Below are 25,125 nucleotides of genomic sequence, written 5' to 3'. Positions count from 1 at the left end.
GCCCGGGATGGCGCTGTGGTGGCGCTGACGCTACTTCCCGACGCCGTCCGCGAGCCCCCGCACGAAGTACTTCTGCGTGAGGAAGAAGAGCAGGATGACCGGCACGGCGGCGATCGTCATGCCGGCGAAGACCACGGGGTATTCGGTGCCGTGCTTGCTCATGAGATTCGTCAGCCCGATGGGCAGCGTCTGCAGGTCTCCGCCGCTCGTGAAGACCATCGCGAACAGGTACTCGTTCCAGGTGAACAGGATGTTCAGGATGACGCTGGAGACGAGGATCGGCTTGCACATGGGCAGGATGATGCTCCAGAACGCCCTCGCCTTGCCGGCCCCGTCCACGGCCGCCGCCTCGTCGATCTCCAGCGGGAGGTCGACCATGTAGGCGCGGATCAGGAAGGTGGTGAACGGGATCCGGAACGCCACGTAGAGGATCAACAGCGCCCAGAACGTGTTGTAGAGCCCGAGCGCCTGGAACATCTTGACGAGCGGGATCAGCGCGACGGCGGGGGCGAGCATGAGGCCACCGAGGATCAGGGCCAGCACGGTGCGGCTGAAGGGGATCTGCATCCGGGTGAGCCCGTACGCGGCCCACGCGCTGATGAACACCGTCGCGATGGTCGACGTGACGGTGACCAGGATGCTCGTCACCAGGTAGCTGCTGACGCCGCGGTTCCACGCCTTCACGTAGTTGTCCCAGCTGAGCTGGAGCGGCAGCGCGAAGGGGTTCCCGAAGAGCTCGCTGTTGGTCTTGAACCCGTTCAGCACCATCCACAGCAAGGGATAGATCACGACGACGGCGAGGGCCAGCAGGAACGACGCCACGAAGGTACGCGCGACGACGCCCAGAAGACTTGTCCGGGTTACCATTCCACTCTCCTCTTTCGCGTGATGGCCAGCTGCAGGAGCGCGACGCCCAGTGTCAGGAGGAAGATCACCGTGGCGATGGCGGCGGCGTAGCCGAAGTCGTTGCGGCCGAAGCCCATCCGGTAGAGCCAGCTGACCAGGACCTGGCTCGAATTGTTGGGACCTCCGCTGGTCATGACCATGACCTCGTTGAACACCTGGAAGGCACCCGAGAGCGTCACGATGATCATCAGGCCCGTCATCTCGCGGGTCAGCGGGACCGTGACTTGGAGGAACCTGCGGACCGGGCCGACGCCGTCGAGCGAGGCGGCATCGTAGAGGTCCTGCGGGATGCGCTGGATGGCGATCGCGAAGAGCAGCGTGGAGTAGCCGAAGCCCTGCCACTGGCTCATGGCGATCACGGCCCAGATGGCCGTGCCCTCCTGGCCCAGCCAAGCCTGCGTCAGGGAGTCGAGTCCGACGCCCCGCAGGGCCGCATTCAGGATGCCGAGCTCCGGCTCGTAGATGAAGTAGAACAGCAGTCCCGCGACCGTCAGGGAGATCGCGGACGGAACGAAGTAGATGGCCCGCAGCGCACGCCGCCACCGCTCGGACCGCAGGCCCTCCACCAGCGCGGCGAGGAGCAGCGCGCCGAAGACCTGGCAGACCAGCGAGACCGCGGCGTAGGCGGAGTTGTTCAGCAGGGCGTGCCAGAACACCGGATCGCCGACCAGCTTCTCGTAGTTGGCCATCCCGACGAAGGAGGACCCGCCTCCGTAGATGTCCCACTCCATGACGCTGTACTGCAGATTCTGGAGCAGGGGGAGGTAGACGAACACGCCCAGGATCAGGAGTGCCGGAGCCACCCAGGCCCAGCCCCGCGTCCTGCGGTGCCGCCGCACCCCTGCTTCCCCGGTCCGGGGAAGCAGGGGTGCGGCGGGTGCGGTCCTACTTGGCGCTGTCTGAAGCGGCGCGGACACTGCTCAGAACCTCTTCGGGAGTCTCGGATCCGGACACCAGCGCCTCGCCGCCGGCGAGCCAGGCATCCGCGACGTCGGGCACCGTGACGGCGTCGAGCCACCCGAGCAGGTAACTGGCCTCGTTGAGCTTCTCGACGCCCTCGACCACGGCGGGGCTCGCCGTCGACCCGGAGACGGCGCCCACGACGGTGCTCGGCTGGCTGAAGGGCGCCCCGGCGAGCTTCTCAGCATTCGCCTTGGTCGTCACGAACTTGAGGAAGTCGACGGCGAGCGCCTGGCGCGGGGACCTGGCGTTGACCATCATGCCCTCGGGTGATCCCTCCAGTGCGGCGGGGTCGCCCTCGGCGCCTTCGGGAGCCGGCAGGGCGAAGATCCCGAAGTTGTCGGCGGTGATCTTCGAGGACTCCGTGACGACCGAATCGAACTCCAGGATCTCCTGGAAGTACATGGCCGCCTGGCCGGCCGACTGGGCCTGCTGGGCGGTCGAGTACAGCACGCCGTTGGAGTCCGATCCTGTCGTGGTGCAGTCCTGCACCACGGCCTGGAACTCCTCGAGCGACTTCGCGTAGCCCGGGTGGTCCCAGGTGGCGGTCGCGGGGACGAAGTCCTTCTCGAGGACGTCCTGCGGCACGTTGTAGGCGAAGAGCTGCTGGAGGAAGTGCAGTCCGGGCCAGCCGTCCTTGTTGCCGAAGGCCAGCGGCTCCACGCCCTGCGCCTCGAGCTTCGGGCAGGCGGCGATCAGTTCTTCGAACGTAGTGGGGACGGCGACCCCGGCCTTGTCGAACAGGGCCTTGTTGTAGCCCATGAACTTGCCGTTGTTGTACAGGGGGACGGCGTAGTACTTGCCGTCCTGGGCGAAGGCATCCAGCGACGCCGCCCCGAACGTGCCTCCCCACTCCGAATCGGGAGCGAGCACCGCGCTGAGGTCCGCGGCCAGGCCGCCCTCGATGAACTTGTCGGCGTAGTCGCCCGTCCACGAGAAGTAGATGTCGGGCAGGGCCGAGGAGGCGACGAGGGTCTTCGTCTTGTCCTTGATGCTCTGGTCCGTCTCCTGGATGATCTCGAAGTCGACGTCCGGGTGCAGGGCCGTGTATTCGGCCGCAAGGTCCTCGAAGTAGGGGGACAGCGGTTCTCCGCCGAACTTCGTCAGGATGGACAGGGTGCCCTCGTATTCGGGCGGAGCGGTGAGGTCTGCTGCCTCGACCTCGGCTCCGCCTCCGCAGGCCGTGAGGCTCACCAGTGCCGCGGCGGTGACCGCGCATACCCTCAGTCGGACGTTCTTCATGGCCGATCCTCCTTCATTGACCGGGACCTGCCCGGAAGCCTCCGCTGCGGATCGACGACTGCCCGGTGGGCCGGTCCATCTCCGCGTGGTGCGGATCACAGTAGCGCAAGATTGATACCGGTACCAGAGGGACGAGCGAATATTTCGCAACCCCGGTCGAACCGAGCTGAAAAGCAGAGCGAGTGGTTGACGCTTCAGATTTCACCGTGCAACGATGTGCCGGTGATACCGGTATCAGTCCGGCCACCTCGCCTCTTCCGAAGGGATCATCATGCTGAAGTTCGATGAGGACCAGTTCCTCACCCGCGCCCGGAGCTTCCTGGGCCTCCAGCCGCAAATAGAAGAAATCGTCGCCGGCCTCTCCGACGTCGACGCCGTCTTCCTCATCGGGTCGGGAGGAACCTACGCCGCGATGTGGCCCTACGAGCACCTTCTGCGCCGCAACACCAGGATCCCGGTCCGCTCCGCCATCGCGGCGGAACTGGTCCTCTCCGGCGATGCCCTGCTCACCGAGCGGGCGGTCGCCGTCTTCGCCTCGGCCTCGGGTACCACCGAGGATGTCATCCAGGCCATCGAGTACTGCCGCGCCCGCGGTGTCCGCACCGTCGGATTCACCGGGATCGCCGACAGTCCGATCGCCCAGGCCGTCGACTCCGCACTCATCACCGAGCCCGACGCCTGGCCGTTCGACCTGGGCCTGCTGCTCTTCACCACGCGGTTCCTGTCCGAACGCGGCGAGTTCGCCGGCTACGACAAGCTCGTCAACCAGCTGCCGGCCGTGCCGGCGGCCCTCGTCGAGGTGGCCCGCCAGGCAGAGCCCGTGGCCGAGGCCTTCGCGGCACGCCACAAGGACACGGACTTCCACTTCGTCGTGGGCAGTGGCAACCTCTGGGGCCACGCCTACCTGTACTCCATGTGCATCCTCGAGGAGATGCAGTGGCTGCACACCACCAGGGTGCACGGTGCGGAGTTCTTCCACGGTTCCCTCGAGCTGATCGAGCCCGACACCAGCGTCCTGCTCTTCGTCGGCGAGGACGAGACCCGCCCCCTGATGGAGCGTGTCGTGAGGTTCTCGGAGAAGTACTCGCAGGCGACCACCGTCCTCGACACCGCGGACTACGCGCTGGAGGGGGTCGACGACGAATTCCGCGGCCTGCTCGGCCCGCTGGTGATGGATACGATCACCAGCCGGATCAGCAAGCACCTCGAGAAGCAGCGCGACCACTCGCTCGACCTGCGCCGGTACTACCGGGTCGTGGAGTACTGAGCCCACCGGACGGCGAGTCCCTCGTTCCCGGCCGGGTGCCCGTCACCCGGCCGGGACTCCTTCGAGCAGCAAGGCACCCATGCGCGTTCTCGGCTACGGCGACAATATCGTCGACCGCTTCATCGACCGCCGCACCTCCTACCCGGGCGGCAACAGCGTCAACTTCTCCGTCTTCGCGCGCCGCCTCGGTGCCGATGCTGCATACCTCGGCGTCTTCGGGAACGACCGCTTCGGCGACCTGCTGAAGGAGTCCCTCCTCGCGGAGTGCGTCGACATCTCACGCTCGGTCACGAGGAACGGGCCGAGCGGCTGGACGAACATTCGGCTCGACGCCGGCGAGCGCCAGTTCCTGGACTGGAACGGTGGCGGGATCACCCTCGCCGAGCCACTGCGGCCGTCCGCCGAGGACCTCGCGTACCTGGCCGGGTTTGACGTCGTGCACTCCAGCGTCTATTCCGGCATCGAGGAGCACCTGCCCGCCGTCCATGCCGCTGTCCCCCGCGTGAGCTTCGACTTCTCCGCGGACGACGACCGGCGGTCCGACGCCTACCTCGCCGCGGTGTGCCCCTCCGTCGACCTGGCGCAGTTCTCCTCCGCGGACCTCGATGATCGGGAGACACGCGATCTCCTCTCGACGGCGATCCGCCACGGTGCCGGCGCCGCCCTGGCGACCCGCGGCACCGAGGGCGCCCTGTTCCTCGACGGCGGCACGTTCTACGAGGACGGTGCGCAGTACGTCCCGCCGTCGTCCGTCGTCGACACGATGGGCTGCGGGGATGCGTACCTGACGGCATTCCTCCTTCGGCTGCTGCAGGCCGGCTGGTCGCGGGACCGGCGCGCGGATGCGGTCGACGTCGCAGCCTCGATGCATGCGGCCGCCCGCTATTCCGCGCAGCAGTGCACGGTCGAGGGTGCGTTCGGGCATGGCTGGCCGTTCTCCGACGCGGATCCCGACGAGGCGCGGGCCGCGCTGGTCGGGCCGAGCGTCCCGCTGCCTCGTTACCATTAGCCCATGGCGTCCGAGCATCCTCCCATCAGCGCCCCCACCATCTCAGACGTCGCGGCGGAAGCGGGTGTGGGGCGCGCGACGGCGGCGCGCACCCTGGGCGGCTACGGCTCGGTCAGCGCCGTCGCCCGCGAGCGGGTCCTGGCCGCCGCCGAGCGCCTGGGCTACCGGTCGAACATCCTCGCGCGCAGCATGACCACGGGCGTCACCAATTCCCTCGGGATCGTCGTGGCGGACATCGGGAACACGTTCTTCTCCGGCCTCATCCGCGGAGCGTCGGACGCGGCGAGTGCGAGGAACCTCGACGTGATCGTCATCAGCACGTACGAGGACCTGGCAGCCGAGCGCCACGCCGTCGGCGTCCTCCTCGACAAGCAGGTGGACGGCATCGTGGTGTCCTCGGCCGCGGTCGGCGCGCCCGAGGCCGAGCACCTCACCGAGGCGACCCGACGCGGCACCCCCGTGGTCCTGATCGACCGGCTGGTCCCGGGGCTGCACCTCGACGCGGTCGTCGTCGACAACCGGGCGGAGGCCCGGCGCGTGACGCGGACGCTCATCGAGGCGGGACATCGGAGGATCGGTTTCCTGTGGGGCCCGACGACCGACGCCGGGATCGACACCCTGGATGACCTCCTGACCGTCAACACCCGCAGCCTGTGGAGCGATGCGGAGCGGCTACGCGGGTACCTGGACGCGCTCCGGGACGCGGGCATCCCCTACTCGCCCGCCCTCATCACCACCGGAGCGAAGACCGAGGCAGCGGCGGCGCAGGCTGCCTCCGCCATGCTGCGGTCGGACGATCCTCCCACAGCCCTCTTCGCGACCGAGGCGGAAGCACTCATCGGTGCCCTTCATGCAGTCCAGGACCTGGGGCTCTCCTACCCGGGGGACGTGTCCCTCGTGGGCTTCGACGACACGTCCTGGGCGACCGTCATGCAGCCGCCGCTCACGATGATCGCCCAGCCGGTGGACGCGATGGGGCGGCTGGCGGTGGAGCAGGTCGCGTCCCGTATCGGCTCGCCGGAGTACGAACCCCGGCTGCACATGCTCCCCGCCGAACTCATGGTCCGCTCGTCCATCGGGCCGCCCTCCCGGGTGCAGCAGGCCGCGCCGGCGGGGAAGGCCTGAGCCCTCCCCGCCGACGCGCTGCACCTCCCCACCGGATCCCGGTCAGGCGAAACGTCCGGGCCGGAAGGTCTCCAGCATCGGGTGCTTGCGGCCGGTCACGATCTCGTTCGCCAGCAGTTCGCCTCCGATGAGCCCGAGGGTGGCGCCGGAGTGGGTGAACGCGACGAAGCATCCCGGCACGGTCTCGAGTTCGCCGAACACGGGTTCCCCGTCGCCGGGGATGGGCTTGCGGCCGATCTTCCAGGATGCCGCCGTGAGCTGGGGCTCGCCCTCCAGCAGCTTCGCGGCCTCGTCGGCGAGCTCGTTCACGACCTCCTCCGGGATGGAGTACGTCCCGTCGGCGTTCTGCGTGATGCTCTCCTCGTACCAGTCGTGGTCGAGCGCGAAGGTGTTGCCCGGGTTGGGTCGCACGGCCGCCCTCGGGGTGTTCATGACCGTCTTCGCGGGGTGTTCCACGGGAGCGGTGGTCACGAGCATCGACACCGGCGAGGCGTCGGCGATCTCCACGCCCAGTTCGGCGACGACGGCGGGGGTCTGCGGTCCGCAGGCGACGACGACGTCGTCGGCCCGGAAGGACCCGGCGTTCGGGGTCTCGATGCCGGCCGCACGGCCGCCCTCGACGAGGACGCGGGCTGTACCGGCGTGGGTCACGAGCTCGCCGCCGCGGGCGCTGAACTCCTCCATCAGGAAGTCGATCAGGTGCGGCAGGCTCACCCAGCCCTCACCCGGGTTGAAGATCGACACAGTGCCGACCGCGTCCTCGCTGATACCCGGCGTGTGGTCGTTCACGCTGGAAGGAGACACCAGGACGGAGTCGTAGGCGTGGGCCTTCTCGTATTCGTGGCGCGCCACCGTGTCCTGGTCCGAGCCGGCGCCGGCCCAGTGGAGGCCGCCGTCGAAGCGCAGCCAGTCGCGGGACGGGTCCGCGGCGAACAGCGTCCGGTACCGGTCGATGCCGCACACACGCAGCTGGTGGTACGGGGAGGTCCGCTCCCCCGCGCTGTTCAGCCAGGACAGGGACCTGCCCGAGGCGCCGCTCGCGAGCTCCGCCTCGGTGACCAGGACGACCGATGCGCCCTCGCGCAGGAGGTGCACCGCCGTCGAGACCCCGAGAATCCCGCCGCCGAGGACTGCGACGCGTCGTGTTGGTTCAGCCGTGCTCATGGATTGTTTCCTTCGTGATAGGTGCAGGTGATGGAGCCGGAGCCGGGTGTCCGCTCCGGTTGTGCAGGTCCTCGATGATCCGCAGGACGTCGATGGAGTCCTGCGGGTCGACGGGCAACGGACCCTCGCCGCGCAGTGCGCGTGCCAGGAGGGCGTAGAAGGCGGGATAGTCCCCGCGTTCGGGCCGGATGAGCCACTCCGAGGTCCCGTCCGACACGGTGCCCCAGGCCTCCTCCGGTTCGACGCCGTACTCCTCGGCGGCGGGGTCGGCACCTGCCGCCAGGGCGGGCTCCTGGGTGTCGAGTCCCCACTTCGTGTAGGCGCCGGAGGACCCGGAGACGGAGAACCGGGCGCCGGGCAGGGCTGCGAACCCGCTCATCCACAGCCGCGAACGGACTCCGGAGGCGTGGCGCAGGGAGACGAAGCTGTCCTGGTCCCCGACCGCATCGGCCGTTCTACGGTCCAGTTCGCCGTACGCTTCCTGCACCGGACCGAACAGGCGGATGGCCTGGTCGATGAGGTGGGCTCCGAGGTCGTGCAGGATGCCGCCGCCCTCCGCGACGGTCGTGGTGTCACGCCAGTTGCCGAAGCCGCCCGGCCGCCACCACTCGAAGCGGCTCTCGAACGTGTGGACCTCCCCCAGCTCGCCCGATGCGAGGAGCTTCCCGAGCGTCAGGAAGTCCGCGTCCCACCGGCGGTTCTGGAAGACGGTCAGCAGCACTCCGGCCTCGGCCGCCTCCTGCAGGAGGAGCGTTCCCTCGGAGCTCGTGGGGACGAACGGCTTGTCGGCGACGACATGGATGCCCCGCGCGAAGGCCTGCCGCGCCTGCTCGGCGTGCGTTCCCGGCGGAGTGCCGAGCACGACGACGTCCAGCTCGACCTCCCCGGCGTCGATCAGCGCGAACAGCTCGGCAGGGGTGCCGACGATCCGGGCGGAGGGGTAGGTCGCCCGGGCGTCCTGCGCCCGCTGCGGATCGGCGGTGACGATCACGTCGAGGGTGAAGTCCCCGTTCGCGGCGACGAGCGGGGCGTGGAAGACCTTGCCGGAGATCCCGAACCCGAGGATGGCTGTGCGGAAGGGCCGGCGCATCAGAGCACCTCCGAGAGGAAGCGCTGCAGGCGGGCGCTGCGGGGGTTGTCGAAGAGGTCCTCCGGGCGGCCGGCCTCGACGACCTCGCCCTCGTCCATGAAGACCACCTGGTCGGCGACCCGACGGGCGAAGCCCATCTCGTGCGTCACCACCGCCATGGTCATGCCGCGTTCGCACAGTCCGGCCATGAGGGTGAGGACTCCCTTGACGAGTTCCGGGTCGAGGGCGGAGGTGGCTTCGTCGAAGAGCATGACCTCCGGTTCCATCGCCAGCGCACGGGCGATGGCCACCCGCTGCTGCTGTCCGCCGGACAGGTCGCGCGGCCGGTGGTCGGCGCGCTCCCCCAGCCCCACCTCGGTGAGGCGCCGTCGGGCGCGCTCGGTCGCCTCGCTCTTCGACATCCCCTTGACCTTCCAAAGGGCGAGGGCGACATTCTCCAGGGCGGTGTGGTCCGGGAAGAGGTTGAAGTGCTGGAACACCATGCCGATCCTGCGGCGCAGCACGTCCGGCCGGACGCGCAGGGCGTCCTCGCCGTCGAGCAGGACGTCGCCCGAGCTGGGCTCGTGCAGCCGGTTGATGCCCCGCAGCAGGGTCGACTTGCCGGACCCGGACGGGCCGATGATGCAGGTGGTGGTGCCGGGGGCGATCTCCAGGCTGACGTTGCGGAGGACCGGGACGTCGCCGTAGGCCATGCACAGGTTCTTCAGCTGGAGGCTGGAACCGCGGAAGGTGAGCTGGTCGGCGGAGGTGCTGGTGGTGCTGCTCATGTGTTGCTCCCTGTGGTGAGCGGAGTGACCGCATCGAGTTCTGTGACTTCCTTGAGCCCGCTCGTCGGAGCCGTGGGCCGGCGGCGGCCGGTCCGGAAGCGCTGGTCGAAGTAGTTCACGAGGTGCGTGAGCGGGACGGTGACGACGAGGTAGAAGATGCCCGCCAGCACGAGCGGCGAGAGATTCCCCGTGTTCACTGCGGCGTCCTGGCCGACGCGGAAGAGTTCGCGCTCGGAGACGAGCAGTCCCAGGAAGTAGACCAGGGACGAGTCCTTGACGATCGCGATGAACTGGTTCACGAGTGCCGGCAGCACCCGCCGGACGCCCTGCGGGATGACCACGAGTGCCATGGCCCGCCCGTAGTTCATGCCGAGGGCGCGGCATGCCTCCAGCTGGCCCTTGTCCACGCTCTGGATGCCGGCGCGGAAGATCTCGCCGATGTAGGCGCTGGCGATGAGGCTCAGCGCGATAATGCCCAGCGGGTACGGTGACGGCCCGAAGATGCTCTGGCTGAACTTCGCGAAGCCCTGGCCGATCAGGAGGATGGTCAGGATCGCGGGGAGGCCCCGGAACAGGTCGGTGTAGATCCGCGCGGGGATCCGCAGCCAGCGTGAAGTGGAGATGCCCATGACCGCGACCACCATCCCGAGGACGAGGCCGATGACGGTGGACGCGGCGGAGATCACGAGCGTGTTAACGAGGCCCACCGTCAGGAGCTGTGGTGCGACGGTGAGCATCGAGTCGACGTCGAAGAAGGTCTTGACGAGGTTGTCGAGGAAGTCCATGAGGGGCTCTCAGTTAGTTGGGTGCGGCACCGGGAAGGCGCCGGCTACTTGCTCGTGGGAGCCGGGGTCGCCGTCTGCTCGGCGCTCGGCAGGTACTGCTCGGGCATCGGGGAGCCGGGGAACCACTTCTCGTAGAGTTCCTTCCACGTGCCGTCCTCCATCGCGTCACCGAGGGCCTCGTTGAGCGCGGCCTTGAACTCTTCCTTGTCCTTGGCGATGGCGAAGCCTGCCGGTGCGTCGAAGGAGGGGATGTCCGCTGCGGACACCAGGCCGAACTTCTCCATGTAGTCCTGGGCGGCTTCGTAGTCGAGGAAGTGCGCGTCGACGGCGCCGCTGTTCACCGCGGCGATCGCGGTGTTGTTGTCGGGGAACCGCACGAGGTCCGACTCGGTGAAGTTCTTCACCGCGTAGGCCTCCTGCAGCGTTCCCTGCACGACGCCGAGGCGGTGGCCAGCCACGTCCTGCTCGCTGCCGATGCCCGAGTCCTCGCGGGTGATGAGGGTCAGGTAGCCGGCAAGGTAGCCGTCGCTGAAGTCGACGGTCTGCTGGCGATCCTCGGTGATCCCGATCGCTGCCACTCCGACGTCGAACTGCTCATTGGCGACGGCGGAGAGCAGTCCGGAGAAGTCCTGGCCGGTGAAGACGACGTCGTCGACCCCGATGCGGTGGGCGACGTCGGTGAACAGTTCGACGTCGAAGCCCGTGAATTCCCCCGACTCGTCGGTGAAGGTGTACGGCTTCGAATCCCCGAGGCTCGCCACGCGGATGGTCCCGGGATCGATCAGGCCGTAGGGGTTCTCCTCCCCGCTCGAGGCGGCGGTGCCGCCGCAGCCGCTCAGGGTGAGGGTTGCTGCGAGTGCGGCCGCAGCCAGGGCGAGGGGGCGGGAGATGGTGCGCATCATGTCCGGGTACTCCAAAGGTTTCTTGTGGGGGTGGTGGCCCATGCTCGCTGTCGGCAATGCCTCGGCCTTACTTGTTGAGTCCGGTCTCACCTGCCTAGAATGAGACCGGACTCACACGGGTTGGTGAAGAACGTACCCCGCCCTCCGACGTAGGTCAACTCTTTTCGGAAAGGGCTTCATGGAATCTTCTTCAGCATCCCGCTACACGACCGTTGCCGATGTCGCGCGCCTCGCCCAGGTATCGAAAGCCCAGGCGGCCCGCGCCCTCGGCGGCTACGGCGCCGTCAGCGACGAGGTGCGCTCCCGGGTCCTGGCCGCTGCCGAGACGCTGCAGTACCACCCCAACGAACTGGCCCGGAGCATGAACACGGGCCGCTCGAAGACGATCGGCGTCGTCGTCGGGGACATCGAGAACCCCTACTTCAGCCTCGCGATGCGCGGCATCTACGACACCTCGAAGGCCGGCGGCTTCGACGTCATCCTGATCAACACGGGCGAGGACCTCGCCACCGAGATCGACGCCGTCAATGTCCTCCTGGACAAGCGGGTGGACGGGATGATCGTCGCCCCCGTCACTCGATCCTCCAGCACGCACCTCAACCGGGTGGTCGACTCGGGACGCCCCGTCGTCCTGCTGGACCGGAAGCTGCCGAGCCTGCCGGTGGACTCCGTCGTCGCCGAGATGCGGCAGGTGTCCTACGAAGCCGCGCGCCACCTCCTCGACGAGGGGCACACGCGGGTCGGCTACATCTCCTCCCTCGACGTCGGCGGCGTCGAGTTCACGCTGGACCTGGACCTCGGCACGAATCCCGTCACGGAGAGGCTCGCGGGCATCCGCCGGGCCTTCGACGAGGCCGGCGTGGCCCTGCCGACCGACCTGATCCGGCTCGGGGGGGGCAAGCAGCACAGCATCGGCGATCTGGTGCAGGCATTGGTGACGGGCCCTGATCCGGCCACCGCCATCGTCGCCTCCGACAGCGTGATAGCCCTCGAGGCCCTCGCGGAACTCCAGCGCGCCGGTGTCCGCATTCCCGACGACGTCTCGTTCCTCATGTTCGACGAGCTGCCCTGGGCCGGCCTGATGACGCCGCCCATTACGGTGGTCGCCCAGCCCGTGTACGACCAGGGCGTCGCTGCGGCTGCAATACTGCTCCGGCGCATCGGCGGGGACCGTAGCGAGCCCGAGCACCTGGCGTTGCCGTCCCGGCTCATCCGCCGGGAATCCGTCGCGCCGGTCGGTTCTGCAATAGTCGGCGCCTCGGCCTGACGACTGTGCGCAGGTCGGCTCAGCGGCAGTCAGTTCCGTGATGGTCCGGCCTGACGACTGACAGCGCGAATTCGGGGCACGCTCCGGAAAGGCAGATACTGGCAGGACGACCACCCACCCGTCACCACCGGAGGATTCATGAAGATCGCACTGCTCGGCGTCGGACGCATGGGCCACGAACTCGGCGTGCACCTGCTCGCAGCCGGCCACCAACTCACGGCCTGGAACCGGACGGCCGGTGCCGTCGAACGCCTCCGCGACGCCGGGGCCGCACAGGCCGATTCACCCGAGGACGCCGTCCGCGACGCCGACGTCGTCCTGACGGTGCTCTTCGGACCCGACACCGTGCGCGAGGTGGTGCTGTCCGGGCTGGAACTGCCCGCCGAGGCCGTCTGGTTCGACGTCACGACCGTCTCCCCCGACGACGCCCGCGAGTTCGCCGAGTACGCGGCCGCAGCCGGGGTCCGCTACGTCCACGGACCCGTCATCGGGAGCCTCGCCCCGGCCCGCGCGGGCCAGCTCGGCGTCCTGCTCGGCGGCGCGCCGGAGGATGTCGACGTCGTCGAACCGCTCGCCGCCCTGTGGGGCGACAGCGAGCGCCTCCGCCGCGTCGCGACGCCGTCGGACGCCGCGACCGGGAAGCTGCTCGCCAACCTCGCGCTCGGCATCACCCTGCAGGGTCTCATCGAGGCGCTGCGCCTGGGCAAGGCGAACGGACTCGACGCCGAAGCCGTCCTCGACCTGCTCCAGGGGACCGGCCTCGGGGCCATCGCCGGCATGAAGGGCCCGGTCATCACCGGGGGCACGTTCGGGGACACCCAGTTCTCCGCGGACCTGCTCGCCAAGGACGTGCGGCTGATGCTGCGCTCCACCCCCGATCCCCTCCCCGCGCTCACGGCGGCCCTGCAGTCACTCACCGAGGCGCAGCGCGCGGGAGCGGGCGACGACGACATCGCCGTCATCGCGAAGCCGGAGCTCACCTAGGAGCCGGAACTCACCCGGAAGCCGGTGCGGAAACAGGAACGACGACGGCGCATCCGCCGCCGTCGTCGTTCCCGGGTTCCTGCTGGTCCGCTGTCGGAGCGGCTACCTCTTCGCTGCGGCGAGGAGGTCGGCGGTACCGCGGGCATCGGCCTCGTCGACGTCGAGGAGCGAGATCCCGCGGGTCTCACGGAGCAGGAGGACCGCCACGACGGTCACGCAGCAGGAGAGCATCAGGTAGATGGCGACCGGGGTCGCGGACCCGTAGTCCCGCAGCAGGGTCGTCGCGATGATCGGCGCGAGGGAACCGGCGACGATCGAGGTCACCTGGTAGCCCAGGGAGACGCCCGAGTACCGCATGCGGGTCGGGAACATCTCGGCCATGATGGCGGGCTGCCCGGCGTACATGAGGGCGTGGAACAGCAGTCCGATGCTGACGGCCGCCAGGATGATGGCGTCGTTGCCGGTGTCCATCATGGGGAAGGCGAAGAAGCCCCAGGTGGCGCCGAGCACGGCACCGGCAAGGTACACCGGCTTGCGTCCCACCCTGTCGGAGAAGCGCCCCACGACCGGGACGGCACAGAAGTGCAGGAAGTGCGCCACGAGCAGGAGCAGGAGGATCCGGGTGCGGTCCTCGCCGACGACGGTGCTCAGGTACGTGATGCTGAAGGTGACCACGAGGTAGTACAGGATGTTCTCGGCGAAGCGCAGGCCCATGGCGGTGAAGACGCCGCGGGGGTAGCGCTTGAAGACCTCGGCCACCCCGTAGCCCTTGGCTTCCTCGACGACCTCCTTGCGGGCCTCGAGGAAGATCGGGGCGTCGTTGACCTTGGTGCGGATGTAGTACCCGACGATCACGATCACGGCGGAGAGCCAGAACGCCACGCGCCAGCCCCAGCCGAGAAAGGCCGTCTCGTCCAGCACGGCCGACAGGCCGAACAGGACGCCGGTGGCAAGGAGGTTGCCCAGGGGCACGGCGGACTGGGGCCAGCTGGCCCAGAAGCCGCGGCTGCGGCTCGGGCTGTGCTCGGCGACCAGGAGGACGGCGCCTCCCCACTCACCGCCGACGGCGAATCCCTGGATGAAGCGCAGCGCCACGAGGAGTCCGGGCGCCCAGTAGCCCACCTGGTCGAACGTGGGCAGGCAGCCCATGAGGAACGTCGAGACGCCCACCAGGATGATGCTCACCTGCAGCAGCTGCTTGCGCCCGTACTTGTCGCCGAAGTGTCCGAAGACGATCCCGCCGATGGGACGGGCCACGAACCCGACCGCGTAGGTCAGGAAGCCTGCGATGATCGCATCCAGCTCCGAGTCCGCGCTGGGGAAGAAGACGCTGGCGAAGACGAGCGTCGCCGCCGCCGCGTAGAGGAAGAACTCGTACCACTCGACCACCGTGCCGGCCATCGACGCGACGACGACCTTCTTCAGGCCCGACTGTTCGACGTCGGGCTCCTGCCGCTGCGGTGGGGTGTGCTGCGTTGAACTCATGCGGGCTACTCCTTCGGTGTCTTCGTTGACACGTCCTTGGTGACGCGGCTCGCCGTGACCGGCCTCCGCCGGCCGGTGCGCACTGGGAAGGCACACCGGAGCGTTAGCAGTATTTCGCCCGGCGGTGGCGTGATCAACGCCGATTAGTGCAGAGCACTTCTGCATTTACGCACAAAGCGAAGCTGCGAGTGGGCGTTGGAGTGATTCCGCAAGACCTGTGTAAGGGGCGAACCATCCGGGTACGGTACGAAGTATGGCTACCCTCGATACTCCCGGTCCCGACGCAACCCACCAGCGCCCCGAGGGCGTTTCCGACATCACGGTCGAAGCACTCGGAAAACTGTCCGAAGCACTCGAGGTCGTGGAGCATGCCCGCGGGCTCCTCTACGGGTTCCACCGGCTCACCGGCACGGCGGATCTCAACCTGTCCGAAGCCGAAGAACTGTTCCGCAAAGCGGGCCACACCGACATCGCCGACAGGCTTGCAAGCGAGATCATCGGCCGCAACGTGATCGAGGGACGGTGGACGTTCCAGATCATGGAGGACTACGACGACCACTACTACTCGGAGTTCAAGACCTTCGAGAAGGAAACCCGCGATGCCCTCGCCGACGGCAAGCGCCACCTCTTCGAAGCGGAGATGAAGGAAGACCGCCGCACCAAGGGCAAGGAGCACCACGAGGCCCTGCCGCCCGAGGCCTGAGCGGCGCCGTTCTCGAGAGGTTTCAAGGAACCGCCCCTGCGTATCGTCACCGCTGACCGAGCACTGCCCGCTGATGCCCCTTTACAGCGTCTTTCCTGCGTTTTCCAGATTGTCCGGAGCATCTGTTAGACAAGGGAAGTCACTAATGGAATCCTGCGAGCGGAGCGGGTCGTAGTGACTACGTATCTGGGGGCACGAGTACATGCAATTCGGGGAGATGCTGCGCCAGGCGCGCAGCGCCAAGGGACTGACCCAGGAGGAACTCGGTGCAGGGGTGTATTCCACCCACTACATCTCCCTCCTCGAGCGCGGACAGCGCCAACCGACTTCCGAGATGGTGCGGCATTTCGCGATACGCCTCGGTATGGACGCACAGACTCTCAACTGGTGGGTCGAGCCGCCGGCTACAGACGATCACCCTGCCCTTGCAACCGCCATGTTCGCAGCCAACTATGCGCGGGACATGCAGGACGACGCCCTCGCGGCGTCCGAGGCTGAGTACGCTGCGAGCATCGCGTTCGAGCAGCGCAACGCCGCGCCGTGGTGGGACATGTCCATGCTGCAGGCGCAGTCTCTGATCGCACTGCGCCGGTTGGAGGAGGCCGAGACCGTCCTGCTGCGGATGGAGAACTCGTCGCTCATGGTCGCGACGCCGGAACTCCGGTCCGTCGTCCAGGGACGCCTGTCCACTATCGCGCGCAACACGGGGCGCCTGCTCGAGGCACTTGACCTCGCCCGGCAGTCCGTGGAGTCCGCAGCACAACTCTCCGAGCAATCGCCGGCACGCCTTCAGGCCGCGTTCATCCTCATTGCTGCACTCTCGGTCAAGGGCGACCTCGATGAGGCGTGGGACGTGGCTCGAACCCTCAGTGTCTGCGAGGGTACGCCATCCGTGCCTTCACTCCTCGTAGCGCGAGGGGCGTGGGCGGTCGGCAACGTCGCCTTCCGCCGTGGCGAAGTGGAGTTCGGACGTCAGCAGCACGCACTTGCCGCCAAACTCCTGCATCCGCAGGCCGATCTGGGGGCCTGGGCGGAGTTCCATAAAGCGAGCGCGACCTTCAAGCTGCAGGCGGGCGTCGTCGACGACTCCGTCCGCGAATCGCTCAGCAACGCCGAGCAGGGCTTTCGTCTTGTCGGCACTCCCGGCCTGCGTCTCGAGTTGACCATCGCGAAGGCCCACCTCGCCGTCCTGACGGCTGACCTTGATACGGCGGGGGACTTGCTCGACGGGATTCAGGGCCAGCGCGACCTGCTGGATTTCGAGTCCACCACCGAGCTCGAAGCCTGCCTCGGCCAGTACCACGCTGCAAGGAAGTCGGTCGAACAGGCCGCGCACCACCTGTCCGAAGCCGCCCGCCTCTACTCCGAGGCGGGAGCGGACGAAAAGGCCCGCGAACTGATGGACCAGGTGCGGGCGCTCTCTGATTGAGAACCCCCTCCTGCCTCATCAGTACCGGGGGCCGTCACGTTCAGGGACACCGTAGACACTCGCCGAGGGCAGTCCTACGCTTTTCCCAGCACGCGATTCCTTGGGGGACCAACAGGGCAGTGCGTGGAACACAGCGGCCAGGCCGCTGCTCGGTGCTGGAGCCGGTCAGAGCGTCTCGACGATCTCTCGCACCCCCGAAGGACAAGCCTCATGAAGGGTACAAGCACGCCCATAGTCGCGGCCGCACTCGCGGTCGCCCTTCTCTCTACAGCCGGTGCCGCAACCGCAGCACCCGGCTCTTCCCAGCACAGCTGGACAGTCACCGCCGGTGAGCCGGACACACTGGCGACCGGCCTCGTCGGGCCACTTCGCGTCGCCGTGGGCCGGGGCAATACCGCCTACGTCTCGCAGAACTTCGGCGGGATGCTGACCAGCGTGGCCCGCACCGGCAAGGCACCCACACTCGTCACCGAACCCACCATCGAGATCGGAGGCGTCTCCACCCGCCACGGCGAGGTGTACTTCACGCGGAGTGCCGGCGGAGACCCCGGGAATCCCGGCCCCCTGGTCGCCACTGTCAACGTCATCAAGAAAGGTAAGGTTCGCATGCTCGCCGACCTCGCCGCACTGGAGACCGCGAACAACTACGACGCCGGCACAATGTACGGGTTCAAGGATCTTCCGGCTAGTTGTGCTGCGGACCTCCCACCCGAGATTCCGCCCGCCCCGTATCCCGGCGACATCAACTCGCACCCCTACGCGACGGCGGTGTCGAACTCCGGCCGCTACGTGTACGTCGCCGACGCCGGCGCCAACGCAGTGCTGACCATCGATACGCGGAGCAACACCGTGAGTGCGGCCGTTCTCGAACCGGTGCCGACGCTGATCACCGCGGAACTGGTCGCCTCCCTCAGCGTCGGCCTGGAGAAACCCTTGCCCGACTGCCTTGTAGGTGAGACCTTCATCGCCGAGCCCGTTCCCACGGACATCGAGATCGGCCCGGACGGCATGCTGTACGTGACATCCCTGCCGGGAGGCCCCGAGGACCCGACCCTTGGATCGGTGCGCCGCATCAACCCCGCGACCGGCACCCAGGAAGTCGTCGCCTCCGGCCTCACGACACCGACCGGCCTCGCACTGGACCGACGGGGCAACATCTTCATCGCCGAGCTCTTCGCCGGCAGGATCTCGGTCATCGCTGCGGGCACCAACCAGGCAGTCCCGCTCCTGGAGGCAGTCCTCCCGGCGGACGTCGAGATCGACGGCAAGTACCTCTACGCCACGACGAACGCACTGCCCAGTGATCCAGAAGAACCGAGCGATCCAGAAGCGCCGAGCGTTCCGGAAGAGCCCAACGGCACACTGGTCCGCGCCCACCTGGACTACAGCAGGCAGTAGTCATTCCACGACGGCGCCGTGTCCCTCCACCGGGGCACGGCGTCGTGTCCCTCCACCGGGGCACGGCGTCGTCCTGAGCGACCGTCGCCGGCGCGACGCCATCACCTGCGCGCCGAATCGAGCGGTGCCGTCAGGCGTAGATGCCCTCGAAGTACCGGCCCCACGGCCCGGCCTGGTCGCGATCGGTGCCGGAGAAGTCGTGCACCGTCATGCCGACCGTGGCACCCCACGCATTCCGGCCGAAGAACCGATACAGGGTGTCGCCGGTGCGCAGGCCGAGGAAGTGCTCCGTCAGGTAGTCGAGCTCGGCGTCGAGCGGTGCGCCGTCGGGTCCGATCACCGTGACGCGCTCCCCCTGCACCGCGCCGTCGAGCTCCAGCGCGCTGATGAGGCGGGTGAAGCCGTCGGGTGCAGCGGAGGAGGCGGGCGCCTGGATGTCCGTGAACGTGACGGGCACGCCGTCGAAGTAGCGCAGGTACTGGTCGAGGGTGTGGAGATAGAAGTGCGTGTGCAGCGAGGCGCCGTCGTACTGCTGGTCCCAGTCGTCCACGAAGATGCCGCTGTGCACGTAGTGGAGCCTTGTCCGGTCGTCGCCCAGCGGTTCGAGGACGTGCTCGAGCTGGTTGAACCAGCCGTCCTCGCCGTCCATCCGGCTGACGAGGTGGTGCGGCCTCTCCTCCACCGGGAAGGAGGCGGGCCAGTCATCGGTGGGGAACATCCACGCGGGCGTGCCCGTGGTGACGGCCTCCCACACCCGGTCGGGCGCCCCGCCCACGATGGTGTCGACGACGATCTCGAAGGACCCGTTCTTATTCATTGCTTCTCCTCGAGGGCCGGCCCGGTGGCCGGGCTGGTAGCTGGGGTATCGATCGGTGCCGGGCGGTCCGCCCGCGCATCCTTCAGTGTCGGATGGAGCGCGACGACGACCCGGTGGCGCCGTCCGCCCGCGCCCGGCCGATGGTATCGAGCCGCAAGCTGCCCGACGGCGGTGCCGAGCTCCTCCGCGAAGGCCGCACGGTCGGCAGCGGAGGCGAAGGTCACCTCACCGTCGATCGCGAAGGTCGGCAGGGTCTTCCCCGCCGTCGCGGCACCGGTGATGAGCCGGCCGACCTCCTCGACGAGGCGCGCTGCGAGCGCCAGCAGCCAGAACGCAGAGAACCGGTCGGTGAACCGCCGCGGGTCCGGTGCCACGGAGGCCAGGGCCGACGGTGAGATCACGAACGACGCGGCACTCGCCTGCAGCACCCGCTCGGTCATGTTGCCGCGCCGCCGCTCCTCGACCAGTTCCACCAGGCCGACCGCTTCGAGCGCGCGCAAATGGTAGTTGACCTTCTGCCGCGGCAGGTCGGTCAGGGACGCGAGCGACGACGCCGAGCCGGGCTCGCGGAGCAGGTCGAGGAGCCGCGACCGGGTCGGGTCCAGGGACGCGACGGCGGCTGCGGGGTCTTCGATGACGCGGATATCATCCATGCGTCAACTGTCTCGCCGACAAATCTTTTTGTCAATACTGTTTTTACTGTCCGTCCGTAGCGGGGTTCGCGGCGCCCTTCTGCCAGGGCCACCTGCCGCTGATCTCGAGTTCGAGGGACCAGCTGAGGAAGGTCCGGATGATGACGATCAGGGCCAGCACTCCGACCGATTCGAACGTGGGGGTCACGGCCACGGTGCGGATGATGTCGGCGGCGACGAGCAGTTCGAGGCCCAGGAGGATCGAGCGGCCCAGCCGCTGACGGTACCGGTGGTAGACGCCGTCCTCCGTACGACGCCGGAGCAGCGCAAATCCCGCCAGGACGGTGGCGATGACGGCGCCGATGACGATGGCGGCGACACCCGCGGCATCGACCGCCTGGCCCACGCCCTCCATGACCTCCTGGAATGCCACGGCGGCCTAGTCCAGTGACGCGAGCAGGGCCTCGCAGGCACGCTGGCATCGACGGCATGCGTCCGCACAGACGCGGCAGTGCTCGTGCATGGAGGCATGCTGCGAGCACTCGTCGCCGCACGCAGTGCACGCGGCCCGGCAGGCTTCGAGCACGGCGCGCGTCAGGTTCGAGTCGTACCCCGTGTGGCGGGACAGGATCCGCCCGGTCGTGTCACAGATATCCGCGCAGTCGAGGTCGGTCCGGATGCACTTCCGCAGCTCGGCCACCATGTCCTCTGCGAGGCAGGCGTCCGCGCAGGCCGTGCAGGCCTGCGCGCAGTCGAAACAGGCCTCGATGCACTCGGCGAGCAGGTCGCTGTCGAATCCGTTCCGGCCTTGGGGGTAGGTGTCGAGCATGGCGCGGGCGTCAGACATGGCGTGCTCCTCGTTGGGTGGTGCCGGGAAAGGTGGATCTGCGGGAAGCGGTCAGGTCTGCGGCCGGAACCGCCGGATGCTGTACACGATGAAGGCCGCGGCCAGGAGCCCGGAGACGACGAGCCCCGATCCGACACTCCAGCCGCCCGGCAGCCACCAGCGGTCGCCGAGCGGCCACCACCCCGGCACGGCAGGGTGCACACCCCACAGGACACCGAGCAGGACGAGGATGAGGGCGCCGGTGAAGCTGAGCACGATGTTCCGTGTGCTCTTCACCCCCTGCGCGGCCGCTGCAAAGGCCTTCCGCTTGACGGGCTGCAGCCAGCGCCGCGCCCACTCGTACTGCTGGGCGAGAACGGCGAGACCTGCCACGAGGGCCAGCAGCCCGGGCCCGGGCAGCACCAGGGCGGCGAGACCGATCAGCACCAGAAGCCATCCGACGATGAGGCCGATGATGCGGCTGGCCCCATGGGGCGTGGTCCGCCCGGCGAACACTGCACCGGTCCTGCGTTGTCGAGGGGGCCGCGCCATCAAAAATTCCTCAGTAGGCTTCGCATTCCTCTATCGTTGAACTGATCAGCGCTGGTGGCAACACCCGCCCGGTTCCGGGCAGGGCGTTTGCCTTACGGCAGAAGTACGGCACCAAGCACGGCATTTCGCGTCACTGGGCACGTCACGGGCAGAACCGACGCGGCGGTACCACCAGCAGTATCAGGGACTTCCCGCACACCGCGGGCACAGAGAAGGAGATTGACCATGATCGGATTCATCCTCGCCGGCCTCATCATCGGCGCACTCGCACGGCTCATCAAGCCGGGCAAGCAGAACCTCGGCCTGCTCGCCACGCTGCTGCTGGGCCTCGTCGGCTCCATCATCGGCGGCACGATCGCGAGCCTGCTCGGCACCGGCCGGATCTTCGAACTGAACTTCCTCGGGTTCATTGTGTCCGTCATCGCCGCAGTACTGCTGATCGGTGTCGCCGAGACCGTTGCGGGACGCCGGCACGTCAGGCGCTAGGACTTCCCGGCATCGGAAGGGGTGGCTTCGGCCGCCCCTTCCGCGTGTCGGGACCGGTGCCCGACGTCGTCGCTCGCCGCCCTCCCGCGTGTCCGGCACGCCACGCCCCTCCCGCTCGTTCACCCGGTATAGACGCCTCACCCCTCCCAGCTTGCAGGTGTAGCGTTGACGTCAGATGGGGCGAAGATTCGTTCGGAAGGCTCAATCATGAACAAGAACTGGCGCTGGCTCCCTGCCGGCATCGTTCCGGTGGTCATCGTCACTGCTGCCGTGAGCGGTTCGGCCGTCGCCGAGGCCCAGCCGCAACTCCCCGCCCGGACCGCGCAGGAGCTGCTCGAGTTTGTGGCCACCAGCACCGACGACGCCTACTCCGGCACCGTCGAGCAGTCCTCCAACCTCGGCCTGCCGGACCTGAGCCTCGCCTCTCCCCCGGGCCGCACCCCCAGTTCGGACCCGACGTCCATGGTCCTCGAACTCCTGACCGGCGAGCACTCCGCCCAGGTCTACGTCGACGGGCCGGACAAAGCCAAGGTCCAGGTACTCGACCAGCTGGCCCAGCGCAGCGTCGTCATCAATGAGACCGACGCCTGGTACTACGACTCCAGCGCCAACGAAGCAGCCCATGCCGTCCTGCCCGACAAGGACGCCGCGAAGGCCGAGCTCGAGGCGAAGCTGCAGGAGAAGGTCGCCGAACACCCCGAACTGCAGAACATTCCCCGGACTCCGGCGGAACTCGCGCAGGCCTTCCTCGCGACGATCGATCCCAGCACCGAGGTGACCGTCGACGGCACCAGCCGCGTCGCGGGCCGCAGCGCCTACGAACTCCTGCTCACCCCCGAGGACGCAGCGACCCTGATCGGCTCCATCGCCGTCAGTATCGACTCCGAGACCGGCGTCCCGCTCAGCGTCACCGTGCAGGCCAAGGGCCAGGACGAGGCCGCGTTCAACGCCGGCTTCAGCGCCGTGGACTTCAGCACCCCCGATGCGAGCATCTTCCAGTTCGCCCCGCCGGAGGGCGCCACCGTCACGGAGGCACCCACCGCCGACGAGGCGAGGACCCACATCGACGAAGCGAAGGCGCGCGTCGACGGCAAGGACCAGCCCGCCCCCTCCGAGGAGCCCGTGGTGATCGGCGAGGGCTGGAGCACCATCGTGGAACTGCCGGCCGGCAGCGCCGCGCAGCTCGGGCTGAACCCCGGCACCGATGAGGCCGCCGGGATGGGCGACATCATGGAGGTCAAGCCCGGCATGGATCCCGAGGAGGTCGCCGGCGCCCAGGCCATGCTGGAGCAGGCACTCACCGAGGTCGACGGCGGCCGCGCCCTGCAGACGTCACTCGTCTCGGTGCTGATCACCGACGACGGACGCATCCTCGCAGGAGCCGTCAGCGCCGACCAGCTCGTCGCCGCGTCCCGCCGGTGACCGCGACCACCCGCCCGACCCGCACGCCGAGTGCGGGTCCGCGGGTCAGCGCGAGTCCGCGGTCGGGCGAGTTCGCGATCGAGACGCACGGACTGACCAAGGCCTTCGGCCGGCAGAAAGCGGTGGACGACGTCGACCTCACAGTACCCCGCGGCACGGTCTTCGGATTCCTCGGCCCCAACGGGTCGGGGAAGACCACCACCATCCGCATGCTCCTCGGCCTCGCGTCGGCCTCCAGCGGCGACATCCGGCTGCTCGACGGCGATATGCCGAAGGACGCCCGGGCCGTCCTGCCGCGGGTGGGCGCCCTCGTCGAGGGGCCCGCCATCTACCCGTTCCTCTCCGGCCGGGCGAACCTCCAGCGGTTCGACGCCGCCGACCGCCACACCTCCCCCGCCACCCGGGACAAGCGCGTCGACGCCGCCCTCGAGCGCGTGGGCCTCAGCCATGCGGCGAGGAAACGGGCGCATGCCTATTCGCTCGGCATGAAGCAGCGCCTCGGCATCGCCAACGCGCTGCTCGCCCCGCGGGACCTGCTGATCCTCGACGAGCCCACCAACGGGCTCGACCCCCAGGGCACGCGCGAGGTCCGCAACCTCATCCGTTCCCTGTCCGACGACGGCACCACCGTCTTCGTCTCCAGCCACCTGCTCGCCGAGGTGGAGCAGATGTGCACCAGAATCGCCATCATGAGCGCCGGGCGCCTCGTGGCGCAGGGCACCCTCGACGAGCTCCGCGCCGAGGGCACCGCCCACGTCCGCGTGACGACGCCCGACCATTCCGACGCCCACCGGGTCCTCACCGGGCTCGGCCTCACCCCCGAGCGCCACGGGCGCGACGACGTCCTCACCGCGGAGCTCTCCGTCCCCGGCCTCCTGCCGGAGAGCGTCAACGCGGCCCTGGTGCATGCGGACGTCCGGGTGCGAGGGTTCGAGGCCAGCGGCGCCTCCCTCGAGGACCGTTTCGTCGCCCTGACCGGAGAGGGGTTCGACGTTGCCGGCTGAATCCGTCGAGACCCGCTCCCGCGCGGGAGGCCTCGGACTGACACTCGTACTCTCCGAGATCAGCGTCCTGTTCCGCAGGCTGCGCACCTGGGCGATGATCGGGGCCCTGGCGCTGATCCCGATCCTCATCGCCGTCGTCGTCCGGGTGTCCTCCGACGAGTCGGCGAGCGGACGCGGTCCAGCATTCCTCAACAGCATCACCCAGAACGGGCTGTTCGTGTCGCTGACGGCCCTGACCGTCGCCATTCCCCTGTTCCTGCCGCTGACCATCGGCGTCGTCGCGGGCGACACGATCGCCGGCGAGGCGAACCTCGGCACGCTGCGCTACCTGCTGGTAGCCCCGGCCGGGCGCATCCGGCTGCTCCTCGTGAAGTACGCGGGGGCGGCACTGTTCTGCTTCGTGGCGACCCTGACGGTGGTCGTGACGGGCGCCATCATCGGGGCAGTGCTGTTCCCGATCGGGCCCGTAACGCTGCTGTCCGGCGACACCGTGGGCATCCCCGGCTACTTCGTGCGGCTGCTGCTCCTGGCGCTCTACGTGACGGTGTCCCTGATGGGCCTCAGCGCCATCGGCCTCTTCATCTCGACGCTCACCACCATTCCGGTCGGCGCCATGGCCGCGACGGCCGCGCTGGCCGCCGTCTCGCAGATCCTCGGCGCCCTGCCGCAGCTCGAGTGGCTGCACCCGTGGCTGTTCACGAACTACTGGCTGGGCTTCGGGGACCTGCTGCGGCAGCCGATCGTCTGGAACTCGTTCGCCGACAACGCCCTGCTGCAGTTCGGCTACATCGCCGTCTTCGGGACGCTGGCCTACGGGCGGTTCAGCACCAAGGACATCCTGAGCTGAATGATTAACGAGGAACGGCCCCCGACAGTGTGCCGGGGGCCGTTCCTCGCTGTCTT

At 68.4% G+C, this 25,125-nt stretch carries 26 protein-coding genes; 12 read left to right on the top strand and 14 right to left on the bottom strand.

The features are described 5' to 3' along the window. Positions 1-30: 30 nt before the first annotated feature. Genes P5G52_RS16075 through P5G52_RS16065 form a run of 3 tightly spaced genes read right to left on the bottom strand, consistent with a single transcriptional unit; the run spans position 31 to position 3,108 of the window. Positions 31-867: a carbohydrate ABC transporter permease gene (locus P5G52_RS16075; RefSeq protein ID WP_301229382.1), complete on the bottom strand. Its 837-nt coding sequence runs from the start codon at positions 865-867 to the stop codon at positions 31-33. Next, positions 861-1,745, bottom strand: coding sequence for a carbohydrate ABC transporter permease (locus P5G52_RS16070; protein WP_301229380.1), 885 nt, complete (start codon positions 1,743-1,745; stop codon positions 861-863). The genes P5G52_RS16075 and P5G52_RS16070 overlap by 7 nt, the downstream gene beginning before the upstream one ends. Positions 1,746-1,791: 46 nt before the next feature. Then, positions 1,792-3,108 carry an ABC transporter substrate-binding protein gene (locus tag P5G52_RS16065; RefSeq protein ID WP_301229378.1) on the bottom strand — a complete coding sequence of 439 codons (1,317 nt, stop codon included), beginning with the start codon at positions 3,106-3,108 and terminating at the stop codon, positions 1,792-1,794. Positions 3,109-3,379: 271 nt separating this feature from the next. Here P5G52_RS16065 and P5G52_RS16060 point away from each other — a divergent pair, with 271 nt between their 5' ends. The 3 genes from P5G52_RS16060 (at position 3,380) to P5G52_RS16050 (ending at position 6,509) form a co-directional block, all read left to right on the top strand. After that, positions 3,380-4,375 carry an SIS domain-containing protein gene (locus tag P5G52_RS16060; protein WP_301229376.1) on the top strand — a complete coding sequence of 332 codons (996 nt, stop codon included), beginning with the start codon at positions 3,380-3,382 and terminating at the stop codon, positions 4,373-4,375. 79 nt (positions 4,376-4,454) lie between these two features. Continuing rightward, on the top strand, positions 4,455-5,384 hold the full coding sequence (locus tag P5G52_RS16055; RefSeq protein ID WP_301229374.1) for a PfkB family carbohydrate kinase: 930 nt from the start codon (positions 4,455-4,457) through the stop codon (positions 5,382-5,384). Positions 5,385-5,387: 3 nt separating this feature from the next. Continuing rightward, positions 5,388-6,509 (top strand): LacI family DNA-binding transcriptional regulator, encoded by a 1,122-nt coding sequence (locus P5G52_RS16050; protein ID WP_301229372.1) that lies wholly within the window; start codon positions 5,388-5,390, stop codon positions 6,507-6,509. A 42-nt stretch (positions 6,510-6,551) separates the two neighbouring features. Here P5G52_RS16050 and P5G52_RS16045 read toward each other — a convergent pair whose 3' ends face one another. The 5 genes from P5G52_RS16045 to P5G52_RS16025 are packed head-to-tail and all read right to left on the bottom strand — an operon-like array spanning position 6,552 to position 11,217. Next, positions 6,552-7,673 carry an NAD(P)/FAD-dependent oxidoreductase gene (locus tag P5G52_RS16045; protein ID WP_301229370.1) on the bottom strand — a complete coding sequence of 374 codons (1,122 nt, stop codon included), beginning with the start codon at positions 7,671-7,673 and terminating at the stop codon, positions 6,552-6,554. Next, a complete protein-coding gene (locus tag P5G52_RS16040; RefSeq protein WP_301229368.1) occupies positions 7,660-8,763 on the bottom strand; it encodes a Gfo/Idh/MocA family protein in 1,104 nt (367 codons plus the stop codon). The genes P5G52_RS16045 and P5G52_RS16040 overlap by 14 nt, the downstream gene beginning before the upstream one ends. After that, positions 8,763-9,530, bottom strand: a complete 768-nt coding sequence (locus P5G52_RS16035) for an amino acid ABC transporter ATP-binding protein (protein WP_301229366.1) — start codon at positions 9,528-9,530, stop codon at positions 8,763-8,765. Before P5G52_RS16035 ends, P5G52_RS16040 begins: the two co-directional genes overlap by 1 nt. After that, positions 9,527-10,315 (bottom strand): amino acid ABC transporter permease, encoded by a 789-nt coding sequence (locus tag P5G52_RS16030; protein WP_301229363.1) that lies wholly within the window; start codon positions 10,313-10,315, stop codon positions 9,527-9,529. Before P5G52_RS16030 ends, P5G52_RS16035 begins: the two co-directional genes overlap by 4 nt. 44 nt (positions 10,316-10,359) lie before the next feature. Then, positions 10,360-11,217 carry an ABC transporter substrate-binding protein gene (locus tag P5G52_RS16025; protein WP_301230161.1) on the bottom strand — a complete coding sequence of 286 codons (858 nt, stop codon included), beginning with the start codon at positions 11,215-11,217 and terminating at the stop codon, positions 10,360-10,362. A gap of 178 nt (positions 11,218-11,395) precedes the next feature. On the opposite strand from P5G52_RS16025, the gene P5G52_RS16020 reads away from it, so the two are divergent. Further along, positions 11,396-12,484 carry a LacI family DNA-binding transcriptional regulator gene (locus P5G52_RS16020; RefSeq protein WP_301229361.1) on the top strand — a complete coding sequence of 363 codons (1,089 nt, stop codon included), beginning with the start codon at positions 11,396-11,398 and terminating at the stop codon, positions 12,482-12,484. A 57-nt stretch (positions 12,485-12,541) separates the two neighbouring features. Then, positions 12,542-13,468 carry an NAD(P)-dependent oxidoreductase gene (locus P5G52_RS16015; protein ID WP_363321922.1) on the top strand — a complete coding sequence of 309 codons (927 nt, stop codon included), beginning with the start codon at positions 12,542-12,544 and terminating at the stop codon, positions 13,466-13,468. A gap of 102 nt (positions 13,469-13,570) precedes the next feature. On the opposite strand, the gene P5G52_RS16010 is transcribed toward P5G52_RS16015, so the two are convergent. After that, positions 13,571-14,953, bottom strand: a complete 1,383-nt coding sequence (locus P5G52_RS16010) for an MFS transporter (protein WP_301229357.1) — start codon at positions 14,951-14,953, stop codon at positions 13,571-13,573. A 253-nt stretch (positions 14,954-15,206) separates the two neighbouring features. Here P5G52_RS16010 and P5G52_RS16005 point away from each other — a divergent pair, with 253 nt between their 5' ends. The 3 genes from P5G52_RS16005 to P5G52_RS15995 all read left to right on the top strand — a co-directional run bounded on the left by P5G52_RS16005 (position 15,207) and on the right by P5G52_RS15995 (position 18,483). After that, positions 15,207-15,656 (top strand): hypothetical protein, encoded by a 450-nt coding sequence (locus tag P5G52_RS16005; protein WP_301229355.1) that lies wholly within the window; start codon positions 15,207-15,209, stop codon positions 15,654-15,656. Between the two features lie 202 nt (positions 15,657-15,858). Next, positions 15,859-17,085 (top strand): helix-turn-helix domain-containing protein, encoded by a 1,227-nt coding sequence (locus P5G52_RS16000; protein ID WP_301229353.1) that lies wholly within the window; start codon positions 15,859-15,861, stop codon positions 17,083-17,085. Between the two features lie 210 nt (positions 17,086-17,295). Then, complete coding sequence (locus P5G52_RS15995) at positions 17,296-18,483, top strand: ScyD/ScyE family protein (RefSeq protein WP_301229351.1); 1,188 nt, start codon at positions 17,296-17,298, stop codon at positions 18,481-18,483. Between the two features lie 130 nt (positions 18,484-18,613). On the opposite strand, the gene P5G52_RS15990 is transcribed toward P5G52_RS15995, so the two are convergent. The 5 genes from P5G52_RS15990 to P5G52_RS15970 are packed head-to-tail and all read right to left on the bottom strand — an operon-like array spanning position 18,614 to position 21,310. Continuing rightward, positions 18,614-19,300, bottom strand: a complete 687-nt coding sequence (locus tag P5G52_RS15990) for an SRPBCC family protein (protein ID WP_301229348.1) — start codon at positions 19,298-19,300, stop codon at positions 18,614-18,616. Next, entirely contained in the window at positions 19,297-19,953 is a 657-nt protein-coding gene (locus P5G52_RS15985; protein WP_301229346.1) for an ArsR/SmtB family transcription factor, read from the bottom strand. The genes P5G52_RS15990 and P5G52_RS15985 overlap by 4 nt, the downstream gene beginning before the upstream one ends. Before the next feature lie 43 nt (positions 19,954-19,996). Further along, positions 19,997-20,365 carry a DUF1622 domain-containing protein gene (locus P5G52_RS15980; protein WP_301229344.1) on the bottom strand — a complete coding sequence of 123 codons (369 nt, stop codon included), beginning with the start codon at positions 20,363-20,365 and terminating at the stop codon, positions 19,997-19,999. Between the two features lie 6 nt (positions 20,366-20,371). Further along, positions 20,372-20,779, bottom strand: coding sequence for a four-helix bundle copper-binding protein (locus tag P5G52_RS15975; protein WP_301229342.1), 408 nt, complete (start codon positions 20,777-20,779; stop codon positions 20,372-20,374). Positions 20,780-20,830: 51 nt separating this feature from the next. Beyond that, positions 20,831-21,310 carry a PGPGW domain-containing protein gene (locus P5G52_RS15970; protein WP_301229340.1) on the bottom strand — a complete coding sequence of 160 codons (480 nt, stop codon included), beginning with the start codon at positions 21,308-21,310 and terminating at the stop codon, positions 20,831-20,833. 225 nt (positions 21,311-21,535) lie between these two features. Between P5G52_RS15970 and P5G52_RS15965 the strand changes: the two genes are divergently transcribed. The 4 genes from P5G52_RS15965 (at position 21,536) to P5G52_RS15950 (ending at position 25,069) form a co-directional block, all read left to right on the top strand. Next, positions 21,536-21,796 carry a GlsB/YeaQ/YmgE family stress response membrane protein gene (locus P5G52_RS15965; protein WP_301229338.1) on the top strand — a complete coding sequence of 87 codons (261 nt, stop codon included), beginning with the start codon at positions 21,536-21,538 and terminating at the stop codon, positions 21,794-21,796. Positions 21,797-22,003: 207 nt separating this feature from the next. Then, positions 22,004-23,218, top strand: a complete 1,215-nt coding sequence (locus P5G52_RS15960) for a LolA family protein (RefSeq protein ID WP_301229336.1) — start codon at positions 22,004-22,006, stop codon at positions 23,216-23,218. Beyond that, entirely contained in the window at positions 23,215-24,222 is a 1,008-nt protein-coding gene (locus P5G52_RS15955) for an ABC transporter ATP-binding protein (protein ID WP_435868708.1), read from the top strand. The genes P5G52_RS15960 and P5G52_RS15955 overlap by 4 nt, the downstream gene beginning before the upstream one ends. Further along, positions 24,212-25,069 (top strand): ABC transporter permease, encoded by an 858-nt coding sequence (locus P5G52_RS15950; protein ID WP_301229334.1) that lies wholly within the window; start codon positions 24,212-24,214, stop codon positions 25,067-25,069. The genes P5G52_RS15955 and P5G52_RS15950 overlap by 11 nt, the downstream gene beginning before the upstream one ends. The last annotated feature ends 56 nt before the right edge of the window (positions 25,070-25,125 follow it).

Source organism: Arthrobacter burdickii, assembly GCF_030433645.1.
Classification (GTDB): domain Bacteria; phylum Actinomycetota; class Actinomycetes; order Actinomycetales; family Micrococcaceae; genus Arthrobacter_D; species Arthrobacter_D burdickii.
Note: the sequence above shows the minus strand (reverse complement) of the source record. Positions and strands in the feature narration are given on the sequence as shown.

Excerpts from the sequence above, each read along its gene's own strand:
- P5G52_RS16030 (WP_301229363.1), bottom strand. The coding sequence starts at position 10,315 with ATGGACTTCCTCGACAACCTCGTCAAGACCTTCTTCGACGTCGACTCG.
- P5G52_RS16075 (WP_301229382.1), bottom strand. The coding sequence starts at position 867 with ATGGTAACCCGGACAAGTCTTCTGGGCGTCGTCGCGCGTACCTTCGTG.
- P5G52_RS16005 (WP_301229355.1), top strand. The coding sequence starts at position 15,207 with ATGGCTACCCTCGATACTCCCGGTCCCGACGCAACCCACCAGCGCCCC.
- P5G52_RS15975 (WP_301229342.1), bottom strand. The coding sequence starts at position 20,779 with ATGTCTGACGCCCGCGCCATGCTCGACACCTACCCCCAAGGCCGGAAC.
- P5G52_RS16055 (WP_301229374.1), top strand. The coding sequence starts at position 4,455 with ATGCGCGTTCTCGGCTACGGCGACAATATCGTCGACCGCTTCATCGAC.
- P5G52_RS16000 (WP_301229353.1), top strand. The coding sequence starts at position 15,859 with ATGCAATTCGGGGAGATGCTGCGCCAGGCGCGCAGCGCCAAGGGACTG.
- P5G52_RS15990 (WP_301229348.1), bottom strand. The coding sequence starts at position 19,300 with ATGAATAAGAACGGGTCCTTCGAGATCGTCGTCGACACCATCGTGGGC.
- P5G52_RS15985 (WP_301229346.1), bottom strand. The coding sequence starts at position 19,953 with ATGGATGATATCCGCGTCATCGAAGACCCCGCAGCCGCCGTCGCGTCC.
- P5G52_RS15995 (WP_301229351.1), top strand. The coding sequence starts at position 17,296 with ATGAAGGGTACAAGCACGCCCATAGTCGCGGCCGCACTCGCGGTCGCC.
- P5G52_RS16035 (WP_301229366.1), bottom strand. The coding sequence starts at position 9,530 with ATGAGCAGCACCACCAGCACCTCCGCCGACCAGCTCACCTTCCGCGGT.
- P5G52_RS16045 (WP_301229370.1), bottom strand. The coding sequence starts at position 7,673 with ATGAGCACGGCTGAACCAACACGACGCGTCGCAGTCCTCGGCGGCGGG.
- P5G52_RS16010 (WP_301229357.1), bottom strand. The coding sequence starts at position 14,953 with ATGAGTTCAACGCAGCACACCCCACCGCAGCGGCAGGAGCCCGACGTC.
- P5G52_RS16050 (WP_301229372.1), top strand. The coding sequence starts at position 5,388 with ATGGCGTCCGAGCATCCTCCCATCAGCGCCCCCACCATCTCAGACGTC.
- P5G52_RS16025 (WP_301230161.1), bottom strand. The coding sequence starts at position 11,217 with ATGATGCGCACCATCTCCCGCCCCCTCGCCCTGGCTGCGGCCGCACTC.
- P5G52_RS16040 (WP_301229368.1), bottom strand. The coding sequence starts at position 8,763 with ATGCGCCGGCCCTTCCGCACAGCCATCCTCGGGTTCGGGATCTCCGGC.
- P5G52_RS16060 (WP_301229376.1), top strand. The coding sequence starts at position 3,380 with ATGCTGAAGTTCGATGAGGACCAGTTCCTCACCCGCGCCCGGAGCTTC.
- P5G52_RS16065 (WP_301229378.1), bottom strand. The coding sequence starts at position 3,108 with ATGAAGAACGTCCGACTGAGGGTATGCGCGGTCACCGCCGCGGCACTG.
- P5G52_RS15970 (WP_301229340.1), bottom strand. The coding sequence starts at position 21,310 with ATGGCGCGGCCCCCTCGACAACGCAGGACCGGTGCAGTGTTCGCCGGG.
- P5G52_RS15960 (WP_301229336.1), top strand. The coding sequence starts at position 22,004 with ATGAACAAGAACTGGCGCTGGCTCCCTGCCGGCATCGTTCCGGTGGTC.
- P5G52_RS16020 (WP_301229361.1), top strand. The coding sequence starts at position 11,396 with ATGGAATCTTCTTCAGCATCCCGCTACACGACCGTTGCCGATGTCGCG.
- P5G52_RS15965 (WP_301229338.1), top strand. The coding sequence starts at position 21,536 with ATGATCGGATTCATCCTCGCCGGCCTCATCATCGGCGCACTCGCACGG.